Origin of the sequence: Guyparkeria sp. SB14A, from assembly GCF_005096345.1 — a bacterium.
GTDB classification, from domain to species: domain Bacteria; phylum Pseudomonadota; class Gammaproteobacteria; order Halothiobacillales; family Halothiobacillaceae; genus Guyparkeria; species Guyparkeria hydrothermalis.
In genome coordinates, this window is the sequence record NZ_SWAW01000033.1 from 1 (window position 1) to 20,885 (window position 20,885).

The following is a 20,885-nucleotide window of genomic DNA, read 5'->3' on the forward strand; positions in this document are numbered from 1 at the left end:
GAGGTCTTGCCAAGATCGATGCCGAGCGTTGCAATGGACATAGGTCTGTTCCTCCTCTGTTGCTGAATGGGTTTGTTCCTCCAAACAGCGTAATAGGGTGGGAGCAGGCCATTCCATTAAAAAAGGCGCTCACGAGCCGGGGGTTCCCCGGTTGCGTGAGCGCCGTTGCTCGATCGGATTGGTTGCCTCACCGCCATTGGTGAGACCTGCTTGGTTCAAAGCATGGGTCGTGCCACTTTTTCTTTTCCAAATAGAACAGTGGGTTATGAAAATCACCGCCCGATGCGGCGGGGGGAAGTGCCCCGTTTGGGGTCACGTGGCTCGCCATCTTGGTGCAATCAGGGCTCGTCTGATCGGGGCGGGTCGAACGTCTGGCCGTCGATCAGGCGGTCGGCGCCCAGCGGGAATCCACCGGCGTCCCGCCATCCCTGCGAGTGAATGCCCTCGGGCTTGCCGCGAGCGCTCGGCAGCGCCTGGCCGAGGTCCCGCATCAGGTCGCGATAGGGGCGGTCGTCGTAGACCTCGGCGGCCAGGCGGGCCAGTGGAACCAATCCGGTGGCATCTTCAAGCGGCCCACCGGCGAGATCGCCGTTCACGCGCATCCGTTCGAGCATCCACCAGGCCTGCGACCACCAGGGATAGTTCGCCGCGTGGCGATGAAAGACGGTGAAGTCCGGGCATTCGACGATCGGCTCGTCCCGGCCCATTCGCAGGCGACCGGCAAGGGCCGGGGCGATGGCTTCTTCCGGGACGTCGATCACGTGTGCCTCGGCGATCAGTCGGGCTGCCTCGAGGCGATGCGCCGGTTCGTCCAGCCAGGCGCAGGCCTCGTAGAGTGCCGCCATCAGGGCCTTGAGCGTTTGTGGGTGCGCTGCCGCCCAGTCGCGGGTGACGCCGAGCACCTTCTCGGGGCTGTTGTTCCAGATCTCGTAGCCGGTGATCGCGATGTGTCCCACCCCTTCCTGGACGGCTAGGGTGTTCCACGGCTCGCCGACGCAGAACCCGTCGATGTGGCCCTGGTCGAGGTTGGCGACCATCTGCGGCGGCGGGATCACCACGATGCGCACGTCGCGATCCGGGTCGATCCCGTGGTGGCCGAGCCACAGGTGCAGTTGTAGCGTGTGCATGGAGTAGGGGAAGACCGTGGCGAAGGTGCGCTTGGGACGGCCCTCGGCCTGCTCGCGGCCAACGAGTCGCTTGAGCGCCCGTCCGATAGCCGGCTCGTCGCTGCTGCCGGCCTGCTCGAGCAGCTCGCGGTGAAGGCCCGCGGCAAGCGTGATCGCGTTGCCGTTGAGGCTGAGCACTAACGGGGCAAGCATCGGCTTGGTGACCGAGCCCAATCCGGCGCTGCAGGCCAGCGGCATCGGCGCGAGCATCTGCGCGCCGTCGAACTCGCCGACGATCACCCGGTCGCGGATGTTTGCCCAGGAGACTTCGCGCCTGAGCTCGACGTCGAGCCCCCAGCGTTCGAACAGGCCGCGCTCGCGGGCGAGGATCAGCGGGGCGCAGTCGGTCAGCGGGATGAACCCGAGCGTGAGCCGGGTCTTCTCGGGGTGGTAGTCGGGCCGTTGATCGGGGGTCTCGCTTGCGTGCATGCCTGCCTCTCAGATGCCGTTGTCGCCAACCAGGTCGAATATCGCGATCACGTTGCGCGCCGTCTCGACCAGTCGCTGGTTGCGGTCCATCGCCATCTTGCGCATGGCCTTGTAGGCCTGGGCCTCGTCGACATTGCGATGTTTCATCAACAATCCCTTGGCCTTCTCGATCAGCTTCCGGTCCTCGAGTTGGGAACGGGTCTCGTCGAGCTCGTGGCGCAACGCCTGGAACTCCCGGAATCGGGCGACGGCCACGTCGACGATCGGACGAACCCGCTCGGCGCGCATTCCATCGGTGATGTAGGCGCTCACACCGGCCTTGATCGCGCGGGCGATGCCCTCCTCGCTGTCCTCCTCGGAGAACAGCACGATCGGGCGTGGGTTGTCGCGGGAGACCACCGACATGTGCTCAAGCGCGTCGCGGTCGGGCGATTCCATGTCGATGATCACCACGTCGGGCTGGTGGGCCTCGACCTCCTGGGCCAGCCGCTCGACGCTGGCCAGCCGGGCGACGACCTCGTGACCGGCATCCTGCAGGGACTGTTCGACGATCGCGGCCCGACCACGATCCTGATCGATGAGCATCACGCGCATGGGTCGGTAGGCACTTCCTAGTCTTCCGGGGGATTGGCGGTCGGGGACGCCCGCAGCTTATCGGGCGGAGAAGTATATTTCCGCATTGGCAAGCAAATATCATGCCGTGCCCACGCGTTCTGCTGAGACGCGGGTTCGAGGTGCCGGTGCCAGGCGATTTGCTGCCCGCCGGTGCAATCCGAGTCACGGAAGCCCAAAGGTGATGCGTGTGCGTGCGGTTTTCCCAAAGGAAACGTCGGGGACTCAATCGCCCCGACTTTCGTAGATACCTCAAGACCCTCACACTGAGAGTTCCTAGGAGGTGCCATGAGCAGTCAACGTTATCCAGACGAATTCAAGGTCGAGGCGGTCAAGCAGGTGACCGATCGAGGCCGGCGGGTGAAGGAGGTGGCCGAGCATCTCGGTGTCTCCCAGCACAGCCTTTACGCGTGGATCCGGCGGTATCAGCAGCCGGATGAAGAAAAGCAGAAGCAGCAGGCCCAGGCCGACGATATCCGCCGCCTGAATGCGCAACTCCGGGAAGTCACCGAGGAGCGCGACATATTAAAAAAAGCGGCCGCGTACTTCGCCAAGCAGTCCGGGTGAGGTACGCGTTCATCAAAGACCATGAACGCGCCCATCCGGTGCGCCGTCTGTGCCGTTTGATGGATGTCCACCCGAGTGGCTACTACGCCTGGAAGCGTCAGCCGGACTCCCGACGAGAACGGGAAGATCGGCGGCTGCTGGGCGTGATCAAGCAATCCTGGCTGGAGAGCGGTGGCGTCTACGGCTACCGCAAGATCCATCACGACCTGCGGGATTTGGGCGAGCGCTGCGGCAAGCACCGTGTGGCCCGTCTGATGCGTGGAGAGGGATTGAAATCACAGACTGGCTACCGGCGCCGCCCCGACTTTCGTGGTGGACGCCCGGCCGTCGTGGCGCCGAATCACTTGCAGAAGCAATTCGACGTGTCCGCTCCCAACCAGGCCTGGGTCACGGACATCACCTACATCCGGACCCACGAGGGGTGGCTGTACCTGTCGGTGGTTCTGGACCTGTTCTTTCGGCAAGTCGTCGGCTGGTCCATGCGTCCACGCATGGACCGGGAGCTGGCCATGAATGCGTTGATGATGGCCGTGTGGCGACGCCAGCCTGATGGCCCGGTCGTCGTCCACTCCGACCAGGGAAGCCAATTCAGCAGTCACGACTGGCAGGACTTCCTCAAGGCCCACGGTCTCGTGGGCAGCATGAGCCGGCGGGGCAACTGTCACGACAACGCCGTGGCGGAGAGCTTCTTCCAGTTGCTCAAGCGTGAGCGAATCCGACGCCGGATCTATCCGGACCGGGAAGAAGCCCGTCGAGACGTGTTCGATTACATCGAGCTCTTCTACAACGCCCGCCGCCGTCATGGCTACATCGGCGGGCTGTCTCCGGTCGAGTTCGAGAAGCGCTATTTCAACCGGCTCGCGAGTGTCTAGAAAACCGGGGGCGATTCAGTTGCTTCGCGACATGGCCCCCTTGGTGTTCATCGGTGAGCAGCAGGCGCCCGCCGATTCGTTCATCTTGTTCTGCAATGGTGCCGAGCAGGCATTGGACTCGATGACCGTCAGCGATGGTGCTGGGCTTGATCGTCCGGATATTTCGGCTGCCCAGGGTGCGAATCGTCAGTGGCAACTTGATGTGCGTGCCGGGGTGCTTGGTAAGCATCAAGCTTCGCACCGACAAAGTGGGTTGGACCTCAACCGCTTGCAGTGGTGCCTTGACGAGGGTCTCGGACAGGCCCGTTTCTCGAAGCATGAGATCGAGGTCAGAGGTCCACAGGAAGGGGTGCACGGGCAGGAGTTGGTGGTCTATGGCTAGATCATTTTCGAGCCCCACTTGTTTGAAGTTTGGCCACCAGTCGGGCAACGCCGTGTCGTTTAGTTGGAAGAGTGCCTTCGGTGCCGCTAGCCAGCGCAGCTTGAAACGCGGTTGGAACTCGGGGGCGAAGCGCTCGAGTGCCGCCGCATCAAAACCGAGTTTTGCTCGCGCGGTGGGGTAGTAGGGGTGATCGACGAAAGACGCCAAGCAGTCGTAGTGGATGAAACGGGTCCACCAGTCATTGGAGAGGAAACGTGGTGTTTCTTGATCTTGGCAGCGGGTGAAGTAATCGCTTTGGGCTTGGCGGCAAGCCACTCGTTGACACTCGGCTTGGCGACATTCGTCGGCAAAGGCTTGGTAGTACTCACGTGATTCGGCCGCCAAGCCCTCGCCGAGCCAATCGACAAGGCTTGCCGCGTCCGTGAATGTTTTCACGCCTTCTGTGTCGACGGCTAGCACTGGGCCCTGACGGTAGCGCCATCGTTGCATGAAGCACTCGGGCGCTACTGGAAGCCACAGAGTGCCGGAGGGAAGTGTCGTGATCTCGAGCCAGCGTCCCCGCCCTATGGAATCGATGTCCCGGCCGTTAGACGCGTGTGGTGCCTCGTTCATCACTCGGGCGTGCTGCGTGATGCCTTGGACATTTTCGCGAAGAAAAGCATTCACGACGCGCTCAAGCATATAGCGATGGGCCTCAACCCTCGCTGTGGCGTTGTGAGTCATGGCTGGATCTCCCACTCAAGTGAGGCAAGCGTCTTTGACACACGTTCCTTGATCGAGCTGGTGGAATCGCCCGAGGCGCGTATTACGCCGAGATAGTCTTTATTCGAATGGCTTAGTTTTAAGCTCTCACCGGTCTGGCGCAGGGGGCGGAAGTCGATGAAACCGTCCTCCCAGCGTCGTCGAAATGGTCCGGGAATTTGCACCAGTCGACCCGACCGGGTTGCCCTGATGTATTCAATGTGAAGTCCCTTACGAGCGATATTGAGTTGGGGTAAAGCCTCGCCAAGGTGCAGGTTCAGGATCGTGCGGAACAGCTCAATGCCGAGAGTCTCATCAAGAAGAAACTCTCGGCCATCGCCGATAGTGCGGTAGTTGATTTCGATCAGGCGGGGGCCGGTTGGTGTCACTACGAATTCGGTATGGCATGAGCCAAAGCCGATGCCGAAACGGCGAATCTGATCGACAACCTCGTCGATTATTTCTGGCGCGAGATCGAGCCCCCAGTGGGCGGCCAACTCTATGAAATGCGGTGGGGGTGATAGATTGACGCGGAAGCCGCCGAGGACCTCAATCCGGTCGCCGTCGCCCAAGGTTTCTAGCGTGTAGAGCTCGCCCTGTAGATACTCCTCGATCAGAAGCGGCTGACCTGAATGCTTCTGCCACAAGTGCTCGCAACCAGCGATTAACGCTTCCTGAGTCTCGACTAGGCTGACATTTAGGCTTGATACGCCCTCTCTAGGTTTGATCACACAGGGGAACGGGCAGTCGGGGAGGATCGCGGTGAGTTCTGCTCGTGTTGTTACCAGCCGGTGCCAGCATGGCGACAGTTCGAGCTCATCGAAGCGCTGACGCATCGCCGCTTTGTTCTTGGCGGCGAAGCATACCCTCCAGTCCTTTCCCGGTAGGCCCAAGTAACCCGCTGCGATGGCCGTCGGGGCCTGCAGGTGATCGCTATGGGAAAACACCGCTTTCGGCTCGATATCGGCTTCTTGTAGCGTTTCGATAATGGCAATCGGGTTGAACACGTCGCAGCCGAGCACTTTTTCTGGGTACGCGGCAAGACCCTCCTGAGAGAAATGTCTACGGTGATCGCCGGGCAGGTCGGTGACGATCACTGGGTCAAGTCCCAGCTCTCGTGCTGCGATTAGAAAGCCTTCATTTAGCGTTTCGGTGACCACGTGTGCGACGAAAACGATTGGCTGTGGCATCCGCTGGATCCTCTGCTGTGGCTTAGGCGCGATGCCTAATGAGGGAACGAGAGCCCCTAGAGGCTCGGCGCTGCAGCTAGGTACGGTATAGAGAAGCCAAATGAGAATCAATAGTATTCAAGTTCGTAGATATTATCCTTCCTCCTCGGTTAGCTGTCCGACCCCTTTGCCAAGGCCGCACCGTTGGTGTGTACTCGTCCATTAACCTGCCGGGGCCAGCGGCGCAGTGCGTCGTCTCTCGATTCGTCTGGTCCAGGATGGTTCGGGCGTGGTGAACCGGAGGCGTGTCCACCAAGCAATCCCCCTCTGGACCCTGCATCCTTGGTCGGGACCATTTGCGTAAGGGGCGCTCTCCGGGGCGAGCTTTGCCACACCTGGCTCGGGTATGTAGGGCAAAAAAGCGCCGAGAGCGCCAAAGGCGATGACTTTGGGCCTGCCGCCCTTGAGGCCGTGGATGCGCCGCAGGCGCTCCTCCTTGCATCGCAGATGCTCCTTCTAGCTGCGATAGCAGCTTCTCTCCCGACCGGAGCAACGGCGGAGGGAGGGCTTAAAGGAAAACCCCCGCCAGGGGTGTCGGGCGGCACGAGTGCCTGCCGCGACCGCACCAGCATGGGCCTTGCGCCCTAGCACGGGTCAGGCAGTGCGATTGCCGTTGCTGCACGGCGTTCGGGCTGATCCTGATATGGTTCGAATGCAAATGGGGCCTGCCCTTCCCCCTGAACCGGGCCTCCCTCCATCCTTGCCCCCGAGGCTTTTCCTGCGCCCCTCGCCATCGCAGCGCGGCACCCCGTCTCGTTCGGAGCGCAGCGGCATTGCGGCACCCGGCGGCCAGTTTGTCGGCCCCGTCGCGGGCCGGAAACTGAGTGGTGTCTTGTCGTGAATCCGTGGTGGGTCATTGGCTGTGCGGTTCTCACGGTCGCCGCCGGAACCAGCGCCAGGGGAGGCTCCGCCATTAGTAATACGCACGGACTTGTCTCGCGCTCATCTGAACCGGGTCACGGGCATGAAAAAGCCCCGCTCGGTGGCGGGGCTGTCGGGTCGAGCGTTGCTGGCTGTCAGCCTTGGAGGAATCGGTAGTCCTCGCCCTTGACCTGCAACACGTCGCCATTGGAGAGCAACCGGCTCACGGCGGGCGATCCACCCACGGCATCCTCAAGCGTCTCGAAGGTCGTGTTGCTCAGGATCACTATGGGAAGGGAGTTCGCCCAGCGACGGTCGATGATCCCGTGCAGGGTGACCCCCTCGTGGTCTGTCTGTGCCGACTTGCCGACCTCATCGAGAACGAGTAGATCAACCTCGATCAGGTGTTCCAGCAGCTCCTTCGGTGTTTCTGTCGTGCGGTGACTATAGGATGCCTTGAATCGCTCCATCAGGCCGTGAACCGTGTCGAGGTATGCGCTGCGCCGGGCCTGACGGGCGTTGCGGTACAGGGCATAGCCGAGGTGCGTCTTCCCCATCCCCACGCTCCCGAGCAGGATGAGGTTCAGTGCGCCGCAAGGCTCGACGGCCACCCGGTCGGCGAGCGCCTGGGCGAGATCGAGGGCTTGTTTCTGCGTGTCGTTATGCGGGCGATAGTTGGCGAGCGAGGCGTTGCGGAATCTCAACGGGAGAGGGCGGGTGCCGAAGAAGTGCTGGATGCGTTCAGCCTTCGCCAGCGCCCGATTTCGCTCCATGTCCTCGACGGCCTTTTGCTCCTCGTGCTCTCTCGCGCACTCCGGGCAGCTTGTCCACCCATCTGCTGTCTCGAGAGCGTCATACATCCCATGTCGCTTGCATACCAGGGGCTTCTCTTCCCAAGGCGCTCCACCGAGCTTTTCCAGCACGAAGTCCATTGTCTTCTTGGCTTTCCGCTTCTCCTCTGGGGTTCGCGGATCGTCCTTCTTCCTCATATTGTATCGGTGGATTGGTTGCTGCATACTTCTTTCCATGGCTTCTTACTCCCGTTGGTTGCCGTTGTCATTGGCATCAACACTGGTCTCCGGGTGCCACCGAGATCAGATGTTGCTGCCCCTTGCTCGTTGAAACGCCAAGGCCCGCTCCATTGTGGTCGGCCCGCCCTCGTCCTCGTACCGCATCCTCTGATGCACCACGTCCATTCCTGATGGCTTAATGCGATTGGCCCCGCGCTTTCGCGGCGGTATCAATGTCCTTGCGTTCCTGATCCAGACGCGCCAGGCTGCTTCCCAGTCGGTCTTTAGTCCACCCTCCCCGGGCTTGCTGTGCCAGTGGTCGGCGAAGTTGTCGCCACACTCGAGTATTTCCGCGTCGGTGAGCGGTTGCTTTTTCGCTTCGAAATACTCCCTGGCCCATTGAAGCCAGCTTTCGGGCAGCGTCCAGTCTTCCGGTAGGCGAGTCCCGGGCCTTGTTTCGTTGGTTCGAATACTCGGGCTTCTTGATGGTGTGGCTTTGAGAGCGCGTGTTGTGGTGCTGCTTTCATGCTGACTCTTGGGTGCTTCAATCTCGGTGTCTCTTCGCTCCGATTTCGTCATGGTGCGGAGTCTGCTCGCCTCGCTGGCCTTGTTGGAAACAACCCAGTTGAGTTTGATCCCGATGATTCTTCGACCCTCATAAATGGGAGTGGAGGTCAGTTTTAACGGAGTGTGCGCATTGATTTGGGCGATTGCTGGGTCAATGACCCGCTGACGAAGCCTCCATGAGGCTCGATATGATGGACACGTCTCTAGCCGTAGTAGCCAAAGCAGCTCATCCAGGGTGTATGACGCGGAGTTTCGGGGTTGGTTGGCCAGACACAACTGATATAGCCGTACCGCGTAAGCACTTGTCATTAAAGAAATGTCTCTCACGTCGTGCTTAAGGAAGTTGCACTTTAGATCGCTCAAATAAGAGCTGATTTTTTGTGACCAGACGATCTCGACGTGTGCAGCTAAGGGTTCGTAGTGACACTGCTCAACCAGCTTGGTCGTGCCGCCGCTTGGAGCACCCGATTCACCGTTTGGGTGTCGGTTCAATGTGATGTGTGCTTCCTGCAGGTTCTTTGCTGCCGCCTGGAGGTTTTCGTACGCGGTTGTTCTGTTTCCTCCAAAAATCTTTCGCCAGTCGTCCATGTGTACTCGGAAGGTGGCGCTGGACGAGATCGGTTGTTGGCGATTGATCTTGGTAATTGCCAACGAGAGTAGGCGGGAACCGTTGAGGGACAGCATGTACCTGCTATTTGCGAGTGCGTTGGCCATGACCACAAGCTCGTCGTTCGCAAGCGTCAACGGCCTGCCAGTGTTTCTGCTGGTGTTCACAATCATGTCTATAGTGCACGCGATTGGTGTGGTTCAAATAACACTAACAGAAAATTAGATGCACTCAACTAGCGTTGCCAAACAACTTTCTATTGCGCTTCAGGCAGTCGCGAATGTGTGGTGTAGGAGTCCTGATTTTGTGGTGAAGATGTCCTGATTTTGTGGTGAAGATGTCCTGATTTGGTGGTGACGATGTCCCTGGTTTGTGGTGTGTCTGTCCTGGATCCGTGGTGGGCTAGTCGTGAATCTGTGGTGAGTGGCTGGTATAACCTGTTGTACCCGCGAAGGAAACGTTCGTCCCAAAGTGGAAAGTGAGAAAGGTATTTAAAGGATTGAAAGTGTGTGGCGCCGAGGCGGCGCGAGATAGTGGATGCTTAAAGATCAATCTTCCCGAATTTACTAGACACCTCAAAAGCTTCACATAGAGGTTGTGATGAGGCGCCATGAGCAATCAGCGGTATCCAGACGAATGCGAGGCCGAGGTAATCAATCAAGTGACCGAATGAGGCCGGCAGGTGAGGGGAGGAGCCGAGCACATGGGAAAGCAAAGAGCGTCCAAGCGTAAGCGACTCTCGCCGGAAGCTGTCCTCGCTGTCGGCGTGGTTGGATTCATGTTGTTCTACTTCGTTTTACCGTGGGCGGTCGGGCCGCTTGTGGTCACGATGAAGGAATCTGCTTTGATTCCAGATCGTCTTCCCGACCGGATTGTGCGCCGTCTCGATTGGGCAGCGTGGTTCGTGCTCGTTGCCTCGGCAATCGTGGCTGCTTGGAGGCTGTGGAAGGGGCGGTGACTTCGTGAACTACTACGCAGGTATCGGCTCCAGAGAGACGCCCCAAACGGTTCTCAAGACGATGCGGGCGTCGGCCCGCCGTCTGCGTGAGCTGGGCTTCGTGCTGCGTTCAGTTGCCGCCGGTGCCGACATGGCGTTTTCCGATTGGGCTGGGAGGCAGTGCCGATAGTCACCTGCCGTGGCCTAACTTTCGGGGGGCGGGGCGACTCGCCGTTTTCGTTTCCTCCGGGACGTAAGCGCGAATAGATGGATCCGAAGCCTCTCAAGTGCGTGGAAGGCCGCAAACGCCAGAAAGCGGCGGGCCCAGCGCGAATCGGCCCGAATCGTGGCTTTGGAGTACGGAGTGTCTAAATTTGGCCCTCTGAGCCAGTGAATAAATTCCTCAAGAAGAGCGTCTCGAGCCTCTTCGGTGCTGATCTGACCGGCCAAGGGTGCCGTTTCGGCTTGGTTCTTTTTGATAATGGTGATTATCAAAAATAAATCCATCTGCCTTGGTCTCCTGGTCTGTTTTTGGTTGCAGACATCGTCACTAGTGGCGCGGTGCGTTATCACAAAGAAAGATTTCGGCCCCGCGATTATTGACCCAATTCGTCTGCTTAAAGCGTTTTTCTCCCAGAAAGGGCCTTTTGATCCAAATTTCGTGTTAACCCTGTGTCGGCGGGCTCCCTCAGTTTGTGCCGAGTCTTTTCATGCTCTGGCCGTATGTTGATCTTGAGCCCTCTGGAGTTCTTCGTTGAACGCTGCTCGAGGAGGGGGCTTTACGCTATAGCCGGGTGATCCCTGCACAGATGTGGTTGGTTAAAATTATTACCAGGCTGATACAATGCAGTGCAAATCTATTGCAAAAACGGAAATCTGAACGCTATGGCGCAAGCTTCGAAGAAGACAGTGTCACGTCGGTCCGGGCTGAGTGGTCTCATCACCTCCGGGTCGATTAAACGTGTTTCTAGAGCGGCAGAGGGCCAGTCCAGCGCTTCCGCGAAGACGTCCAGGGGGCGTGTGAAGAGCCGACTTCGCTCTGATGAACAGTTGGAGCTGATTTCGATTCGGGAGCAGGTCGGTTTGTCGCAAACCCAGTTTGCGTTGGCACTTGGAGTAAACCGGTCCCGCATCGTCAACATGGAGAATGGTCGCATTCTGCGCATCCCCGATGATGTCCTGCAGATGGCTCGTGAGATGCTCAATGACGAAGCACGATTAAAGCGTGTTGAGCGCCTTCGCGAGGTGGTTATGGCTGATCTCCTAGATGAATGGCTGGAGCGTTTAGGTCTGAGGCCTGGCGGGTTCAAGCCTCATGACGAGGCATTGGCGGATCTGCTGCAGCTTCACGTGAACACGATTTATCGCTGGCGAAAAGGGATATCGCGACCGGATCTCGAGGTTCTTCTTCAGCTCGACAGGTTGGTTGAGGAACTCGCAATACGAATTGGGGCGTTCTTGGACCGTTAACGTGTATCGAAAAACTTGAGGTAACTAAGTCGTAACTTGTCTAGAAATGTCGGGGCGGGGAAAAGAGCCTTCGTCTTTGCTCGCTCGATATTAGTGTCGAGTCTCGGCAGGGCTCACCGTGGGGCAGGTTTGGCGATTGACCGTACCCAACACGCTGACTTCCAAATTGCACGCTTGGGAGCATCGCATTGAGATCGAACACAGGTGACGTAACCGATGCTGGTCAGCATTGGATAAGACGCAGTGAACTCATCGCTGGAGCGAGCCGACAAATCTCAAATTGCTTGTTTGGGAGTCTTGCGACTCTGCAGTTCCAGGGGGCTCTGTCCAGCCCGCAACCAGAGCTGCCAAGATGACATCGACCGCGGCTCTGGTAGCGAGAGGGCAAAACGACATCTAAGACATCAGGTAGCTTCAGTGGCTACTCCCGCCGACTTTCTAACTCCTCGTACTTGCGGTCTGCCCAGTTGCCGATCCATTTCATTACTTGGATCAAGAGCACCGCGAAGACCGTGCTTACAAGGATGGCTATGGATAGGTTGCTCATTCACCCTTCATTGCTGGTAACTCTGCAAGGTCAAAGATTGAGCTAAGCACACCTCTGCGTCAACTGAATATATCTCAAATATACAATCGGTTACGTCGTTATCTCAATCGTGTTCGGAGCGGGTCGGCGTCTCCCAACCGCGTTCTTTGTCATCGCAACACTGCCGAGTTCTCTCGTGTAGAGTCCAAACATCGGGATTTGAATCGGCACGAAAGTGTTTGGAAAGCTGGGGAGGGCGCGGTAGGAGACCCTCGGCCGCCTGAATAGCCCCTGTCGCTGTCACGAAAAACGCGGCAGAACCCGCATGGACAAGAACATCCCGCGCTACCTCCTAGTATGGAGTGAGTTGTGAACAGTTTGGGGTGGCTCACGATGGAGCCTGTTGCAGGACTAATTGATGCGCCGCAGAAGGAATACAAGGACAGATCCAGAGTTGCCTCTAGGGATTTTCGCTCACTGCCCCGCGAAGACTCGTACGGATCAACTGGGAAGGACATCCATCGGGCGCAATGTCTTGGAGCATTGTCTGACGGTCGGTGCGGTTGCCGCGCGGTTAGAAGTTACGTTTCCGAAGGCGTTTCGAGAGTTGTTGTTCCCGGATGGATCTCCGTTGGTGGCGGGGGCTCATGACCTAGGAAAAGTCTCCCCTACATTCGTAGCCAATATCTTGCGTGCGATTGACTCCGAGTGCGCCGTCGACCCCACCTTACTCAGGGCTGTCGCCGGTTTCGATCCTGACATTGAGAAAAATTGGGGTGGGCATGCGGGCGTTAGTCAGTGCGCAGCAACGAGCATGGGGGCCCCTCCACCGGTTCCGGAAATTCTGGGGCAGCACCACGGCTATTCCCCACAGGTCGAGGGCCGATCTGGAGATGACGAGTCGTTTGGTGGTTCGGCCTGGCAACGTGAGCGCGAAGCGCTGGTCGAGGCCCTCAAGAAGGCGATGGCCTCCGACTGGCCGGGGAACATCGATCCCGTTCAAGCCCGCGTCCTCGCGGGGCTGACGACAGTAGCGGACTGGATCGGTTCGGGTCGACACTTCGATGACCCGTCAGAACCATGGGAGGATCGGGTCGATCAGGCGGTTCATGACGCGGGTTATATACCTTTTTCTGTTCGGGCCGGACTGGGGTTCGAGGACATATTCCCCTTCAGTGCCAATGAGGCACAGGCCCGGCTATCGGAGGCGGTTGAGGGCCCGGGCGTGTATTTGCTCGAGGCCCCGATGGGGATGGGTAAGACGGAAGCCGCTTTGTATGCGGCCTACGGCCAGTTGGCAGCTGGCATGGCGACCGGTATCTATTTCGCGCTACCGACCCAACTGACTTCTAACCGGATTCATGCTCGGTTCCAGCGGTTTCTGGAAGGAATTTTGGAGCCGGGTGATCCGATGGCGCGTGCCATGCTTCTACACAGCGGTGCCTGGCTGGTGGAATCGGAAATGGGTGAAGAAGGACGCCCGGGTGGTTCCTGGTTCAGCCATGCGAAGCGCGGACTGTTGTTCCCGTTCGCGGTGGGCACGCTCGACCAGGCATTGATGGCCGTGATGAACGTCAAGCATGGCTTTGTTCGGGCCTTCGGACTGGCGGGCAAGGTGGTTGTTCTCGACGAGGTTCATACATACGACGCGTATACGGGCACCTTGCTTGATGAGTTGGTCGACTTTCTTTGCAAGGCCGGCTGCACGGTCATCATCCTCACGGCAACCTTGTCCCGGCCAAGACGGAACCAGTTGCTGCATGGAGAGGCTCATCGGGACGATTATCCGTTGGTGACCAGTGCACCGGAAGCCGGTGACGTTGCCGAGATTCCGTTGGAAAGACCACGGAGTCGATCGGTGGAACTTGCTTGGTGCCGGGAAACGGAACCAGTCATCGAGGAAGCGCTGCGACGGGCGTTCGATGGGCAGCACATCCTTTGGATCGAGAACTCGGTCTTCGAGGCCCAGGAGCGTTTCCGCGTGCTCTCGGCGCGCGCCCGGGATGCAGGCATCGAAATCGGGTTGTTGCATTCCCGCTTTACCGCGTCCGATCGCGAAAGCCTCGAGGATCGATGGGTTGGCCGTTTCGGGCGGGGTGGACGGGGAGGGTCATCTGGGGGTGGCTGCATCCTCGTCGGCACGCAGGTGCTGGAACAGTCCCTAGATATCGATGCCGATTACCTAGTTGCCCGATTTTGCCCCACCGACATGCTGTTCCAGCGTCTGGGTCGGCTTTGGCGCCACGAGGGAACGGCACGGCCCGCCGGTAGCCGGTGCGAGGCGGCCATTTTGGCCCCCGCCCTGGTCGACGCTGTTGAGAATCCGTCGAAGGCTTTTGGTTCCACGGAGGCTGTATACGACGCTTATGTCCTGTGCCGAAGTCTGGGGGTCTGGCAGGACCGCGGTGAGATCAAACTGCCAGAGGATATCCGGCCGATGATCGATGCCACCTATCGAGCCCGGGAAGAGACCGGACCGATGGCTCGATGGCTGCACGAATTGCACGAAGGGAACCGGCGAAAGACGGGCATATCGACCATGAGGCGACTCGCCCGCGGGGCTCTTTCACTCGGTGGCAAGACGCAATCCGAGGACAAGGCGGGTACGCGTTACAGCGACATGGAGTCCACCGAGGTTCTCCTCTTGAGCGATATCCGTTCGCGGCCCGACAACCGCGAGACGATCGTCATCTTGCTCGACGGTAGCCGCTATAAGATTCCATGGGACCGTCATGTCCTGCAAAGGCGCGAGTGGCGAGTTCTGAGTGTCCAGTTGGCTCGACAGAAAGTGAGAGTGGCCGAACATCAGGCTCCAAGGGCGTTGCCGGTGCGGCAACTGCGGCGTTACGGATTGGGAAACTGCTTCTATCTCGGGCAACCGGAGGACGAGGTTTCGTCATTCCGGGTTGGATTGGTGAGCGATGCGCGGGAAGTGGTCGGGCTTGATGGTCACGCCGCCAACGATAAGTTCCGGACCTTCTATCGCCATGACCTGGGTTATCAGGCCGAACGCAGAAAGGACTGAAACAGCATGAGAAATGAATACAACCTGATCGACGAGCCGTGGATCCCGGTGGCCGACCACGGCAGGGTGGGCCTGGCAGACATCTTCTCCCGCACGGACATCCGTGCACTGGGCGGAAACCCGATCCAGAAGCTGGCCGTCATGAAGCTGCTTCTTGCCATTGCACAGGCCGCCTGCACGCCCGAAGACGAGGAAGAGTGGCGGAAGATGGGGCCTGAAGGTCTGGCATCGCGCTGTCTCTCCTACCTGGAAAGGTGGCGCGACCGCTTCTTTTTGTTTGGTGAAGCTCCCTTCCTGCAGATGCCAGCGGTGGAGTCACTGGTCGCCAACCGGACGGACGCCCGATTGAAGAAGGCCAAGACCCCCGGAAAGAGGAAGCAAGAAATACAGAAAGGTGCACCGAAGCCATTCGGTGCCGGCTTCTATCCGGATCTCCCATCGGACAACAACTCGATGCTCTCCCACACCATGCTGGGAAAAGAACTGGATTCGGGTGAACAGGCCCTCTTCATCCTGACCCTGATGAACTTCGCCTTTGCTGGGAAGCGGGTTGAGGGGGGGATGAAATCCCTTGCCGGCACCGTGCTCAGTGACAAGCACAGCGCGCCTGCAGGCCCCAGTCTTGGGGGGTTCGTGGGTCAGCTGCATGGGCTCGTGGTAACCGGAGACCTGCGAAAGGATGTCTGGTTGAATGTGCTGACCAGGGAACAGATTGAAAAGGCGAACCGGTGGCCAGAGGGAGTGGGGTGTCCTGCCTGGGAAGCCATGCCCGCTCACGAGCAGGACGCTCGGGCCAAGGCCATCAGGGAAAGTTACCAGGGGTGCCTGGTTGGGGTCTCGCGGTTTGTCTACCTCAAGGATGGTGGGATCTATTACCTCGATGGCATTCAGTATCCCAAGGTCAGCGAGGGCTGGTTCGAGCCCACCCTGATGCTCGATCAGAGCGACAAGCTGCCGAAAGCGAAATACGTGAACCTGGAAAAACGCCCCTGGAGAGAGCTTCCTGCTTTTCTCTCGTTCTTGGAAAGTGGAAGTACAGCAGGCTTCGAGAACATGGCGTTTCGAGTCGGCGTCCAACGAATGAAGCAGCGGAAAGAGCGACTGTGCGTCTGGACAGGTGGAATCCGGGTAAGCAGCACATCGGGCGATCAGTCGGCCAAGCAGGACGACGACTTTCTTGAATCGACAGTCTGGATTGACGGCGATGACCTCGGCACGGTCTGGCTCAACCACCTCGATCTTGAAATGAAGGGAATGGATAAGCTCGCAAGCACCGTTTACGGCTCTCTGCGCAACTATTTTGCAGACCTTCATGCCACGCCTGAGTATGCCGGTGCACAAGCGGCGCTGGGCTCAAACCTCTTCTGGCAGTTCTGTGAGCGGGATTTCCAGACTCTCGTCGATAACTGTGAGCGAGGGGAGCGGGAGTCGCAGGCCCGAGAGGCATTGAGACACCGCTTTGTGCAGCACGCGCACAAAGTGTTCGACCTGTACGCACCAAGGGAAACAGCTCGGCAATTGGAGGCCTGGGCAAACCGACGTCCGAATCCGCCTGCCGGTTATCTCGAGACTGCCGAACGACAACAACCCACGACCCAAGGGGCATGATGATGGAGAATCAAACCACCGAGGAGGCGACCCGGAGCAAAACGAGTGGGCACGAGGCCAGTCGAGGGCACCGCTTCGTCGCTTACCTGCTCGAGAGGGCCCGCAACGACAAGGGTCTCGCGGCACGGTTCCGGCGGGCGGACAATCCCGCTACGGAGTACCAAGTCTGGGAAGTGCTAGCGGATTTTGGCATCGATCTGGAGTACCGGGATCAGCGACTGCCTTTCGTGACTGTCGGCGCAGCGATGATGCGGGCTCACGCGGAGAAGAATGGTGCGCTTTCGATAGGAGCCGGCCTTGCCCATAGCTATCCGGATGGCAAGGAGAGCGCGCCGGCCCGCGCCCGGCTACGTCGTCTGCTTGCCTGTGATTCCACGGAAGAAGCCTGCGAGGTGTTGCGCCCGATCCTCACGCTGGTGCAGTCACGTCTGGGCGCGAGGCTCGACTATGCCCGCCTGCTCAATGAATTGAGCTGGTTTCATCGCTATGGCGAGCGGACCCGGGCCCGGTGGGCGCAGGATTTTTTCCGGGGTCATTTCAAGGAAGAGGAGGGGGCATGACAGACGCGCTATACGCCAGTGTCCTGCGGCTCGATCGGCGAGCCATCCGGAAACTTGCCATCACCGATCCCTATTCGTTGCATCGAGTCGTCTACAGCTTGTTCGACGATACAAGAACCGAAGCGGAGAAGCGCGGACATGATCCCAGCGGGATCGTATTCGCCGACAAGGGCGGCAACCGCCTGGGAAGAACCATTCTTACCCTTTCCGACCGGGCCCCGGCCCAAGGTGTGATTCAGGACGGGGAAGCCTTCGGTGAAGTCGAATCGCGGTCCATTCCCGAGGACTTTCTTCGCCATCCCCGGTATCGATTCGAAGTGGTCGTCAACCCGACCGTCACGAGCGCCGGCAAGCGCGTACCCATCAAGGGGCGGGATGCCATCGAGAAGTGGTTCGTCGAGCGCAGTGCGGAGAACTGGGGGTTCTCGACCCCTGCGCAATCACTTCAGGTCGGGCAGGTGAATGTCCAGCAATTCAAAGGAAAACATGGAAACCACATCACGCTGTCTCAGGCCCAGCTGACCGGTCTGCTCGAAGTAACGGATGAGGCGCGGTTCCGTGAGAGTTTTGCCCGCGGCATCGGACGAGGGCGAGCCTTTGGCTGCGGCCTCCTGCAGATCAGACCGGTGATCGACAACCCGTTCGGCTCCTGAAGGGCGGCTACCAGCAATCGAGAAAGGAAGAAGTCATGGAAAACAATTCCCTCAAGAACACTCGCATCGAGTTTCACATTCTCCAGTCGTTTCCGGTGACCTGCCTGAACCGGGATGACGTGGGCGCACCGAAAACCGCCAACATTGGCGGAGTGACCCGGGCCCGGGTCAGTTCTCAGTGCTGGAAACGCCAGGTGCGGCTGGCGCTGCGAGACCTGGGTGCCAAGGCTGGGACACGCACCAAGAAAGTCAAAGAGCTTCTGGTGCCAGCCTGCAAGGCACAGGGTGCGGATCATCAGGCGGCCGAGGCTTTTGCGGATCGTCTTGCGGAAATCCTGACCAAGGACACTCTGCTGTTCATCGGTGACAACGAGGTCGAGGCGTTGGCCCGATACGGCAACTCTATCGATTTCGATACCTCTGGCGTAAAGGAAAAGACACTCTGGAAAGAGGCGAAGAAGGTTCTTGACCAGGATCGGAGCCTGAAGCACCTCAACGCCCTGGACATCGCACTCTTTGGCCGCATGGTCGCCAAGCTGCCCGACATGAACGTGGAAGCAGCGTCCTCTTTTGCCCACGCCATCTCTACCCACAAGGTGGCCAACGAAGTGGAGTTTTTCACCGCTCTCGATGATTACGCCGACCCCGATGAAGAGGCCGAGCACGAGAGCGGCTCGGCCCACATGGGAAGCCTCGAGTTCAATTCAGCAACGTATTACCGCTACGTGAGCCTGGATCTCGGGCAACTGGCAGAGCAGATTCCGGCCGATAACCTTGCCGATGCGGTGGAGTCATTCGTCAAGGCGCTGTTCATTGCCGTCCCCGATGCCCGACAGACGACCATGTCCGGGGCCAGTCCTTGGGATTACGCACGGGTTCTGGTCCGCAAGGGGCAACGGCTCCAAGTGCCGTTCGACCGCCCCGTGCAAGCGCAAGGCCAGGGCTATCTGGAGCCGAGCCTTCGGGAGCTGGACGGTTTCATCGACAGCCGGGAAAAGATGCTCGGCTCCCTTTACGGGAAGCTGGGTGACTATCGCTGGGGTGACCGGGAGGATTTCAGCATTGATGACCTCGTCGGTTCACTGAAGGGCCATGTGGAGGATGCCGCTCCCGTGGAGGAGGCCTGAGGATGGGCGATCGAAACATGCTCTTGTGGCTGGAGGCCCCCCTGCAGTCTTGGGGGCATGATTCCCGCTTCGGTCGTCGGGACACCCTCGATTTCCCGACCCGATCCGGTGTGACCGGTTTGATCTGCTGTGCACTGGGGGCGGCGGGAGAGCAGCACGAACTGCTCTCCCGCCTCGCATCGAGTGATATGCGGGTGGAAGCCTACCCCCGCGCGGATGAACAGGGTCGGCCCTTGCCACGGCCCCCGTTGCTGCGCGACTTCCACATGGTCGGGAGCGGGTATGACGCTAGCGATCCATGGGAAAGTCTTCTGATCCCCAAGAAAGCGGATGGCACGGCCTCCAGCACAGCAATCAAGATGACCTACCGGTATGCCATTCAGGACATGGCATTCGCTGTCGTGCTGGGCTTGCCCGACGACCTAGCCGAGACGATCGCCAAAGCACTCGTCGAGCCTCGATGGGATGTCTTCCTCGGCAGGAAGAGTTTCGTGCCGACGGAAATGATCTTCCAGGGCATCCACGCGACTCATGACGAGGCCCTTTCCGCAGCCCGTGAACTGGCAAGCGCCAAGGGCAGGGCTCCTGCTTTCCGGGTGTTGGAAGGAGAGCATGAGGGAGACGAGGTGATGACCCTCAATGACGTGCCTGTCCAGTTCGGTGAAGACAAGCGTTATCGAGACCGCCGAGTGACAGTTCAGTGGATGATGGAGTAGCCGGCGGGGGCTCCCAACTGACTGGTCGTCAAGGTGCCCCGGGAGTCGCTGTCCCAGACAAGAGGTCCGTACGATCTGCTCGTCGTCGACACCCCGTAATCCCAAAAACCCCAACATATTGAGTTGTGGAGTTTGGCTCTTTAACAAATATATTTCTGGCCTCCCCTCGTAAGCGGGGGTGTTTCTAGGTGGCAGGTATTCGGCCCCCAAGCCACGAGCATCTCCCCGCGCGAGCGGGGGTGTTTCCATCCATTGCGGCACGATCGCCCACGACCGCGATTCCTCTCCGTGCGAGCGGGGGTGTTTCCTACAACGTCCGTGACGGGTGCATCGTCATGCAGTCCTCCTCGCGCCAGCGGGGGTGTTTCCATCACGAAGACCTACATGGAAGACGTGACCGAGTCCTCCCCGCCTGAGCGGGGGTGTTTCCCAGGCCGAGACCAACTTCCAGATCGTGTTTACGCCCTCCCCGCGTGAACGGGGGTGTTTCCCTGATGGACCAGTGGACCCGCTTCCAGCATATGTCCTCCCCGCGCGAGCGGGGGTGTTTCCGGCGTACCGATCCACTCACGAGCCTCGGTGATGTCCTCCCCGCGAGAGCGGGGGTGTTTCCGACACTAAGATCGGCAAGGATTACTTCATGATGTTCTCCCCGCGCTAGTGGGGGTGTTTCCCACGCGCAGATCATGGCGCTGGTCGAGGGGCTGTCCTCCCCGCGAGAGCGGGGGTGTTTCCTACGGCATCACCCTGGCCACTCTGCGCGCAAGGCCTTCCCCGCGCGAGCGGGGGTGTTTCCGACACCCGCATCCACGGCCCGGTCTGGCGCACGTCCTCCCCGCGAGAGCGGGGGTGTTTCCATCTCCGGGCTGATCTCCCCGCCGCTGAATGCGTCCTCCCCGCGAGAGCGGGGGTGTTTCTTGCTGGGCCTCCTCGTAGATGACAATCGACCCGGCTTCCTCGCTCGAGCGGGGGTGTTTCGAAGTACCGGACCCGGCTGATCGAACTGTGGCAGCCTTCCCCGCGCGAGCGGGGTGCTTCTCTTAAGGATTCGCCGTGAGGTAAAAAAGGTGTCGACTTCCCCGCCACGAGGAGGTGAAGTGGTTCACTGATCTTGGACACCCCGATAGGTGGTAATTTGCCACCATGACCATGAGGTGTACCGAGATGGGACGACGACATTTCTCTCCGGAGTTCAAACTGGAAGCAGCCAGCCTGGTGCT

Annotated in this window: 15 protein-coding genes; 9 read left to right on the plus strand and 6 right to left on the minus strand. The window is 59.5% G+C overall.

Annotated features, from left to right (window positions below; translation table 11 throughout):
- Positions 1 to 338: 338 nt before the first annotated feature.
- Complete coding sequence (locus FAZ79_RS10035) at positions 339 to 1,595, minus strand: CmpA/NrtA family ABC transporter substrate-binding protein (protein WP_136867833.1); 1,257 nt, start codon at positions 1,593 to 1,595, stop codon at positions 339 to 341.
- Between the two features lie 9 nt (positions 1,596 to 1,604).
- A complete protein-coding gene (locus FAZ79_RS11820) occupies positions 1,605 to 2,189 on the minus strand; it encodes an ANTAR domain-containing protein (protein WP_211238837.1) in 585 nt (194 codons plus the stop codon).
- 306 nt (positions 2,190 to 2,495) lie between these two features.
- Between FAZ79_RS11820 and FAZ79_RS10045 the strand changes: the two genes are divergently transcribed.
- Positions 2,496 to 3,646 (plus strand): IS3 family transposase gene (locus FAZ79_RS10045; protein WP_136867834.1). Its coding sequence is split into 2 segments (ribosomal slippage): positions 2,496 to 2,745 and positions 2,745 to 3,646, totalling 1,152 coding nucleotides; the frame shifts between segments, so codons are not numbered across the junction.
- On the opposite strand, the gene FAZ79_RS10050 is transcribed toward FAZ79_RS10045, so the two are convergent.
- From FAZ79_RS10050 to FAZ79_RS10065, 4 genes are all read right to left on the minus strand, one after another.
- A complete protein-coding gene (locus tag FAZ79_RS10050) occupies positions 3,624 to 4,751 on the minus strand; it encodes an IucA/IucC family protein (RefSeq protein ID WP_136867835.1) in 1,128 nt (375 codons plus the stop codon). The two genes, FAZ79_RS10045 and FAZ79_RS10050, sit on opposite strands and share 23 nt — an antisense overlap.
- Positions 4,748 to 5,959: an ATP-grasp domain-containing protein gene (locus FAZ79_RS10055; protein ID WP_136867836.1), complete on the minus strand. Its 1,212-nt coding sequence runs from the start codon at positions 5,957 to 5,959 to the stop codon at positions 4,748 to 4,750. The genes FAZ79_RS10050 and FAZ79_RS10055 overlap by 4 nt, the downstream gene beginning before the upstream one ends.
- A 1,055-nt stretch (positions 5,960 to 7,014) precedes the next feature.
- On the minus strand, positions 7,015 to 7,848 hold the full coding sequence (locus tag FAZ79_RS10060) for an ATP-binding protein (RefSeq protein WP_169303673.1): 834 nt from the start codon (positions 7,846 to 7,848) through the stop codon (positions 7,015 to 7,017).
- A gap of 105 nt (positions 7,849 to 7,953) precedes the next feature.
- Positions 7,954 to 9,150, minus strand: a complete 1,197-nt coding sequence (locus FAZ79_RS10065) for a replication initiation protein (protein ID WP_169303674.1) — start codon at positions 9,148 to 9,150, stop codon at positions 7,954 to 7,956.
- Positions 9,151 to 9,746: 596 nt separating this feature from the next.
- On the opposite strand from FAZ79_RS10065, the gene FAZ79_RS10070 reads away from it, so the two are divergent.
- The 8 genes from FAZ79_RS10070 to cas5e all read left to right on the plus strand — a co-directional run bounded on the left by FAZ79_RS10070 (position 9,747) and on the right by cas5e (position 19,665).
- The gene (locus tag FAZ79_RS10070) at positions 9,747 to 10,001 is read left to right on the plus strand and encodes a hypothetical protein (RefSeq protein ID WP_136867839.1); all 255 of its coding nucleotides are present in this window, start codon (positions 9,747 to 9,749) and stop codon (positions 9,999 to 10,001) included.
- A gap of 999 nt (positions 10,002 to 11,000) precedes the next feature.
- Positions 11,001 to 11,450: a helix-turn-helix transcriptional regulator gene (locus FAZ79_RS10075; RefSeq protein WP_169303675.1), complete on the plus strand. Its 450-nt coding sequence runs from the start codon at positions 11,001 to 11,003 to the stop codon at positions 11,448 to 11,450.
- Between the two features lie 944 nt (positions 11,451 to 12,394).
- The gene (cas3, locus tag FAZ79_RS10080; protein ID WP_136867841.1) at positions 12,395 to 15,001 is read left to right on the plus strand and encodes a CRISPR-associated helicase Cas3'; all 2,607 of its coding nucleotides are present in this window, start codon (positions 12,395 to 12,397) and stop codon (positions 14,999 to 15,001) included.
- Positions 15,002 to 15,007: 6 nt separating this feature from the next.
- The gene (casA, locus tag FAZ79_RS10085; RefSeq protein WP_136867842.1) at positions 15,008 to 16,609 is read left to right on the plus strand and encodes a type I-E CRISPR-associated protein Cse1/CasA; all 1,602 of its coding nucleotides are present in this window, start codon (positions 15,008 to 15,010) and stop codon (positions 16,607 to 16,609) included.
- Entirely contained in the window at positions 16,606 to 17,169 is a 564-nt protein-coding gene (casB, locus tag FAZ79_RS10090; protein WP_211238838.1) for a type I-E CRISPR-associated protein Cse2/CasB, read from the plus strand. Before casA ends, casB begins: the two co-directional genes overlap by 4 nt.
- Positions 17,166 to 17,822: a type I-E CRISPR-associated protein Cas6/Cse3/CasE gene (gene cas6e, locus FAZ79_RS10095; protein WP_136867843.1), complete on the plus strand. Its 657-nt coding sequence runs from the start codon at positions 17,166 to 17,168 to the stop codon at positions 17,820 to 17,822. Before casB ends, cas6e begins: the two co-directional genes overlap by 4 nt.
- Before the next feature lie 35 nt (positions 17,823 to 17,857).
- Positions 17,858 to 18,949, plus strand: coding sequence for a type I-E CRISPR-associated protein Cas7/Cse4/CasC (cas7e, locus tag FAZ79_RS10100; protein WP_136867844.1), 1,092 nt, complete (start codon positions 17,858 to 17,860; stop codon positions 18,947 to 18,949).
- 2 nt (positions 18,950 to 18,951) lie between these two features.
- Positions 18,952 to 19,665, plus strand: coding sequence for a type I-E CRISPR-associated protein Cas5/CasD (cas5e, locus tag FAZ79_RS10105; protein ID WP_136867845.1), 714 nt, complete (start codon positions 18,952 to 18,954; stop codon positions 19,663 to 19,665).
- The last annotated feature ends 1,220 nt before the right edge of the window (positions 19,666 to 20,885 follow it).

Coding starts and splice junctions, on each gene's coding strand:
- FAZ79_RS10035 (WP_136867833.1), bottom strand. CDS start 1,595: ATGCACGCAAGCGAGACCCCCGATCAACGGCCCGACTACCACCCCGAG.
- FAZ79_RS11820 (WP_211238837.1), bottom strand. CDS start 2,189: ATGCGCGTGATGCTCATCGATCAGGATCGTGGTCGGGCCGCGATCGTC.
- FAZ79_RS10050 (WP_136867835.1), bottom strand. CDS start 4,751: ATGACTCACAACGCCACAGCGAGGGTTGAGGCCCATCGCTATATGCTT.
- FAZ79_RS10055 (WP_136867836.1), bottom strand. CDS start 5,959: ATGCCACAGCCAATCGTTTTCGTCGCACACGTGGTCACCGAAACGCTA.
- FAZ79_RS10060 (WP_169303673.1), bottom strand. CDS start 7,848: ATGAGGAAGAAGGACGATCCGCGAACCCCAGAGGAGAAGCGGAAAGCC.
- FAZ79_RS10065 (WP_169303674.1), bottom strand. CDS start 9,150: ATGGCCAACGCACTCGCAAATAGCAGGTACATGCTGTCCCTCAACGGT.
- FAZ79_RS10070 (WP_136867839.1), top strand. CDS start 9,747: ATGGGAAAGCAAAGAGCGTCCAAGCGTAAGCGACTCTCGCCGGAAGCT.
- cas3 (WP_136867841.1), top strand. CDS start 12,395: ATGCGCCGCAGAAGGAATACAAGGACAGATCCAGAGTTGCCTCTAGGG.
- casA (WP_136867842.1), top strand. CDS start 15,008: ATGAGAAATGAATACAACCTGATCGACGAGCCGTGGATCCCGGTGGCC.
- casB (WP_211238838.1), top strand. CDS start 16,606: ATGATGATGGAGAATCAAACCACCGAGGAGGCGACCCGGAGCAAAACG.
- cas6e (WP_136867843.1), top strand. CDS start 17,166: ATGACAGACGCGCTATACGCCAGTGTCCTGCGGCTCGATCGGCGAGCC.
- cas7e (WP_136867844.1), top strand. CDS start 17,858: ATGGAAAACAATTCCCTCAAGAACACTCGCATCGAGTTTCACATTCTC.
- cas5e (WP_136867845.1), top strand. CDS start 18,952: ATGGGCGATCGAAACATGCTCTTGTGGCTGGAGGCCCCCCTGCAGTCT.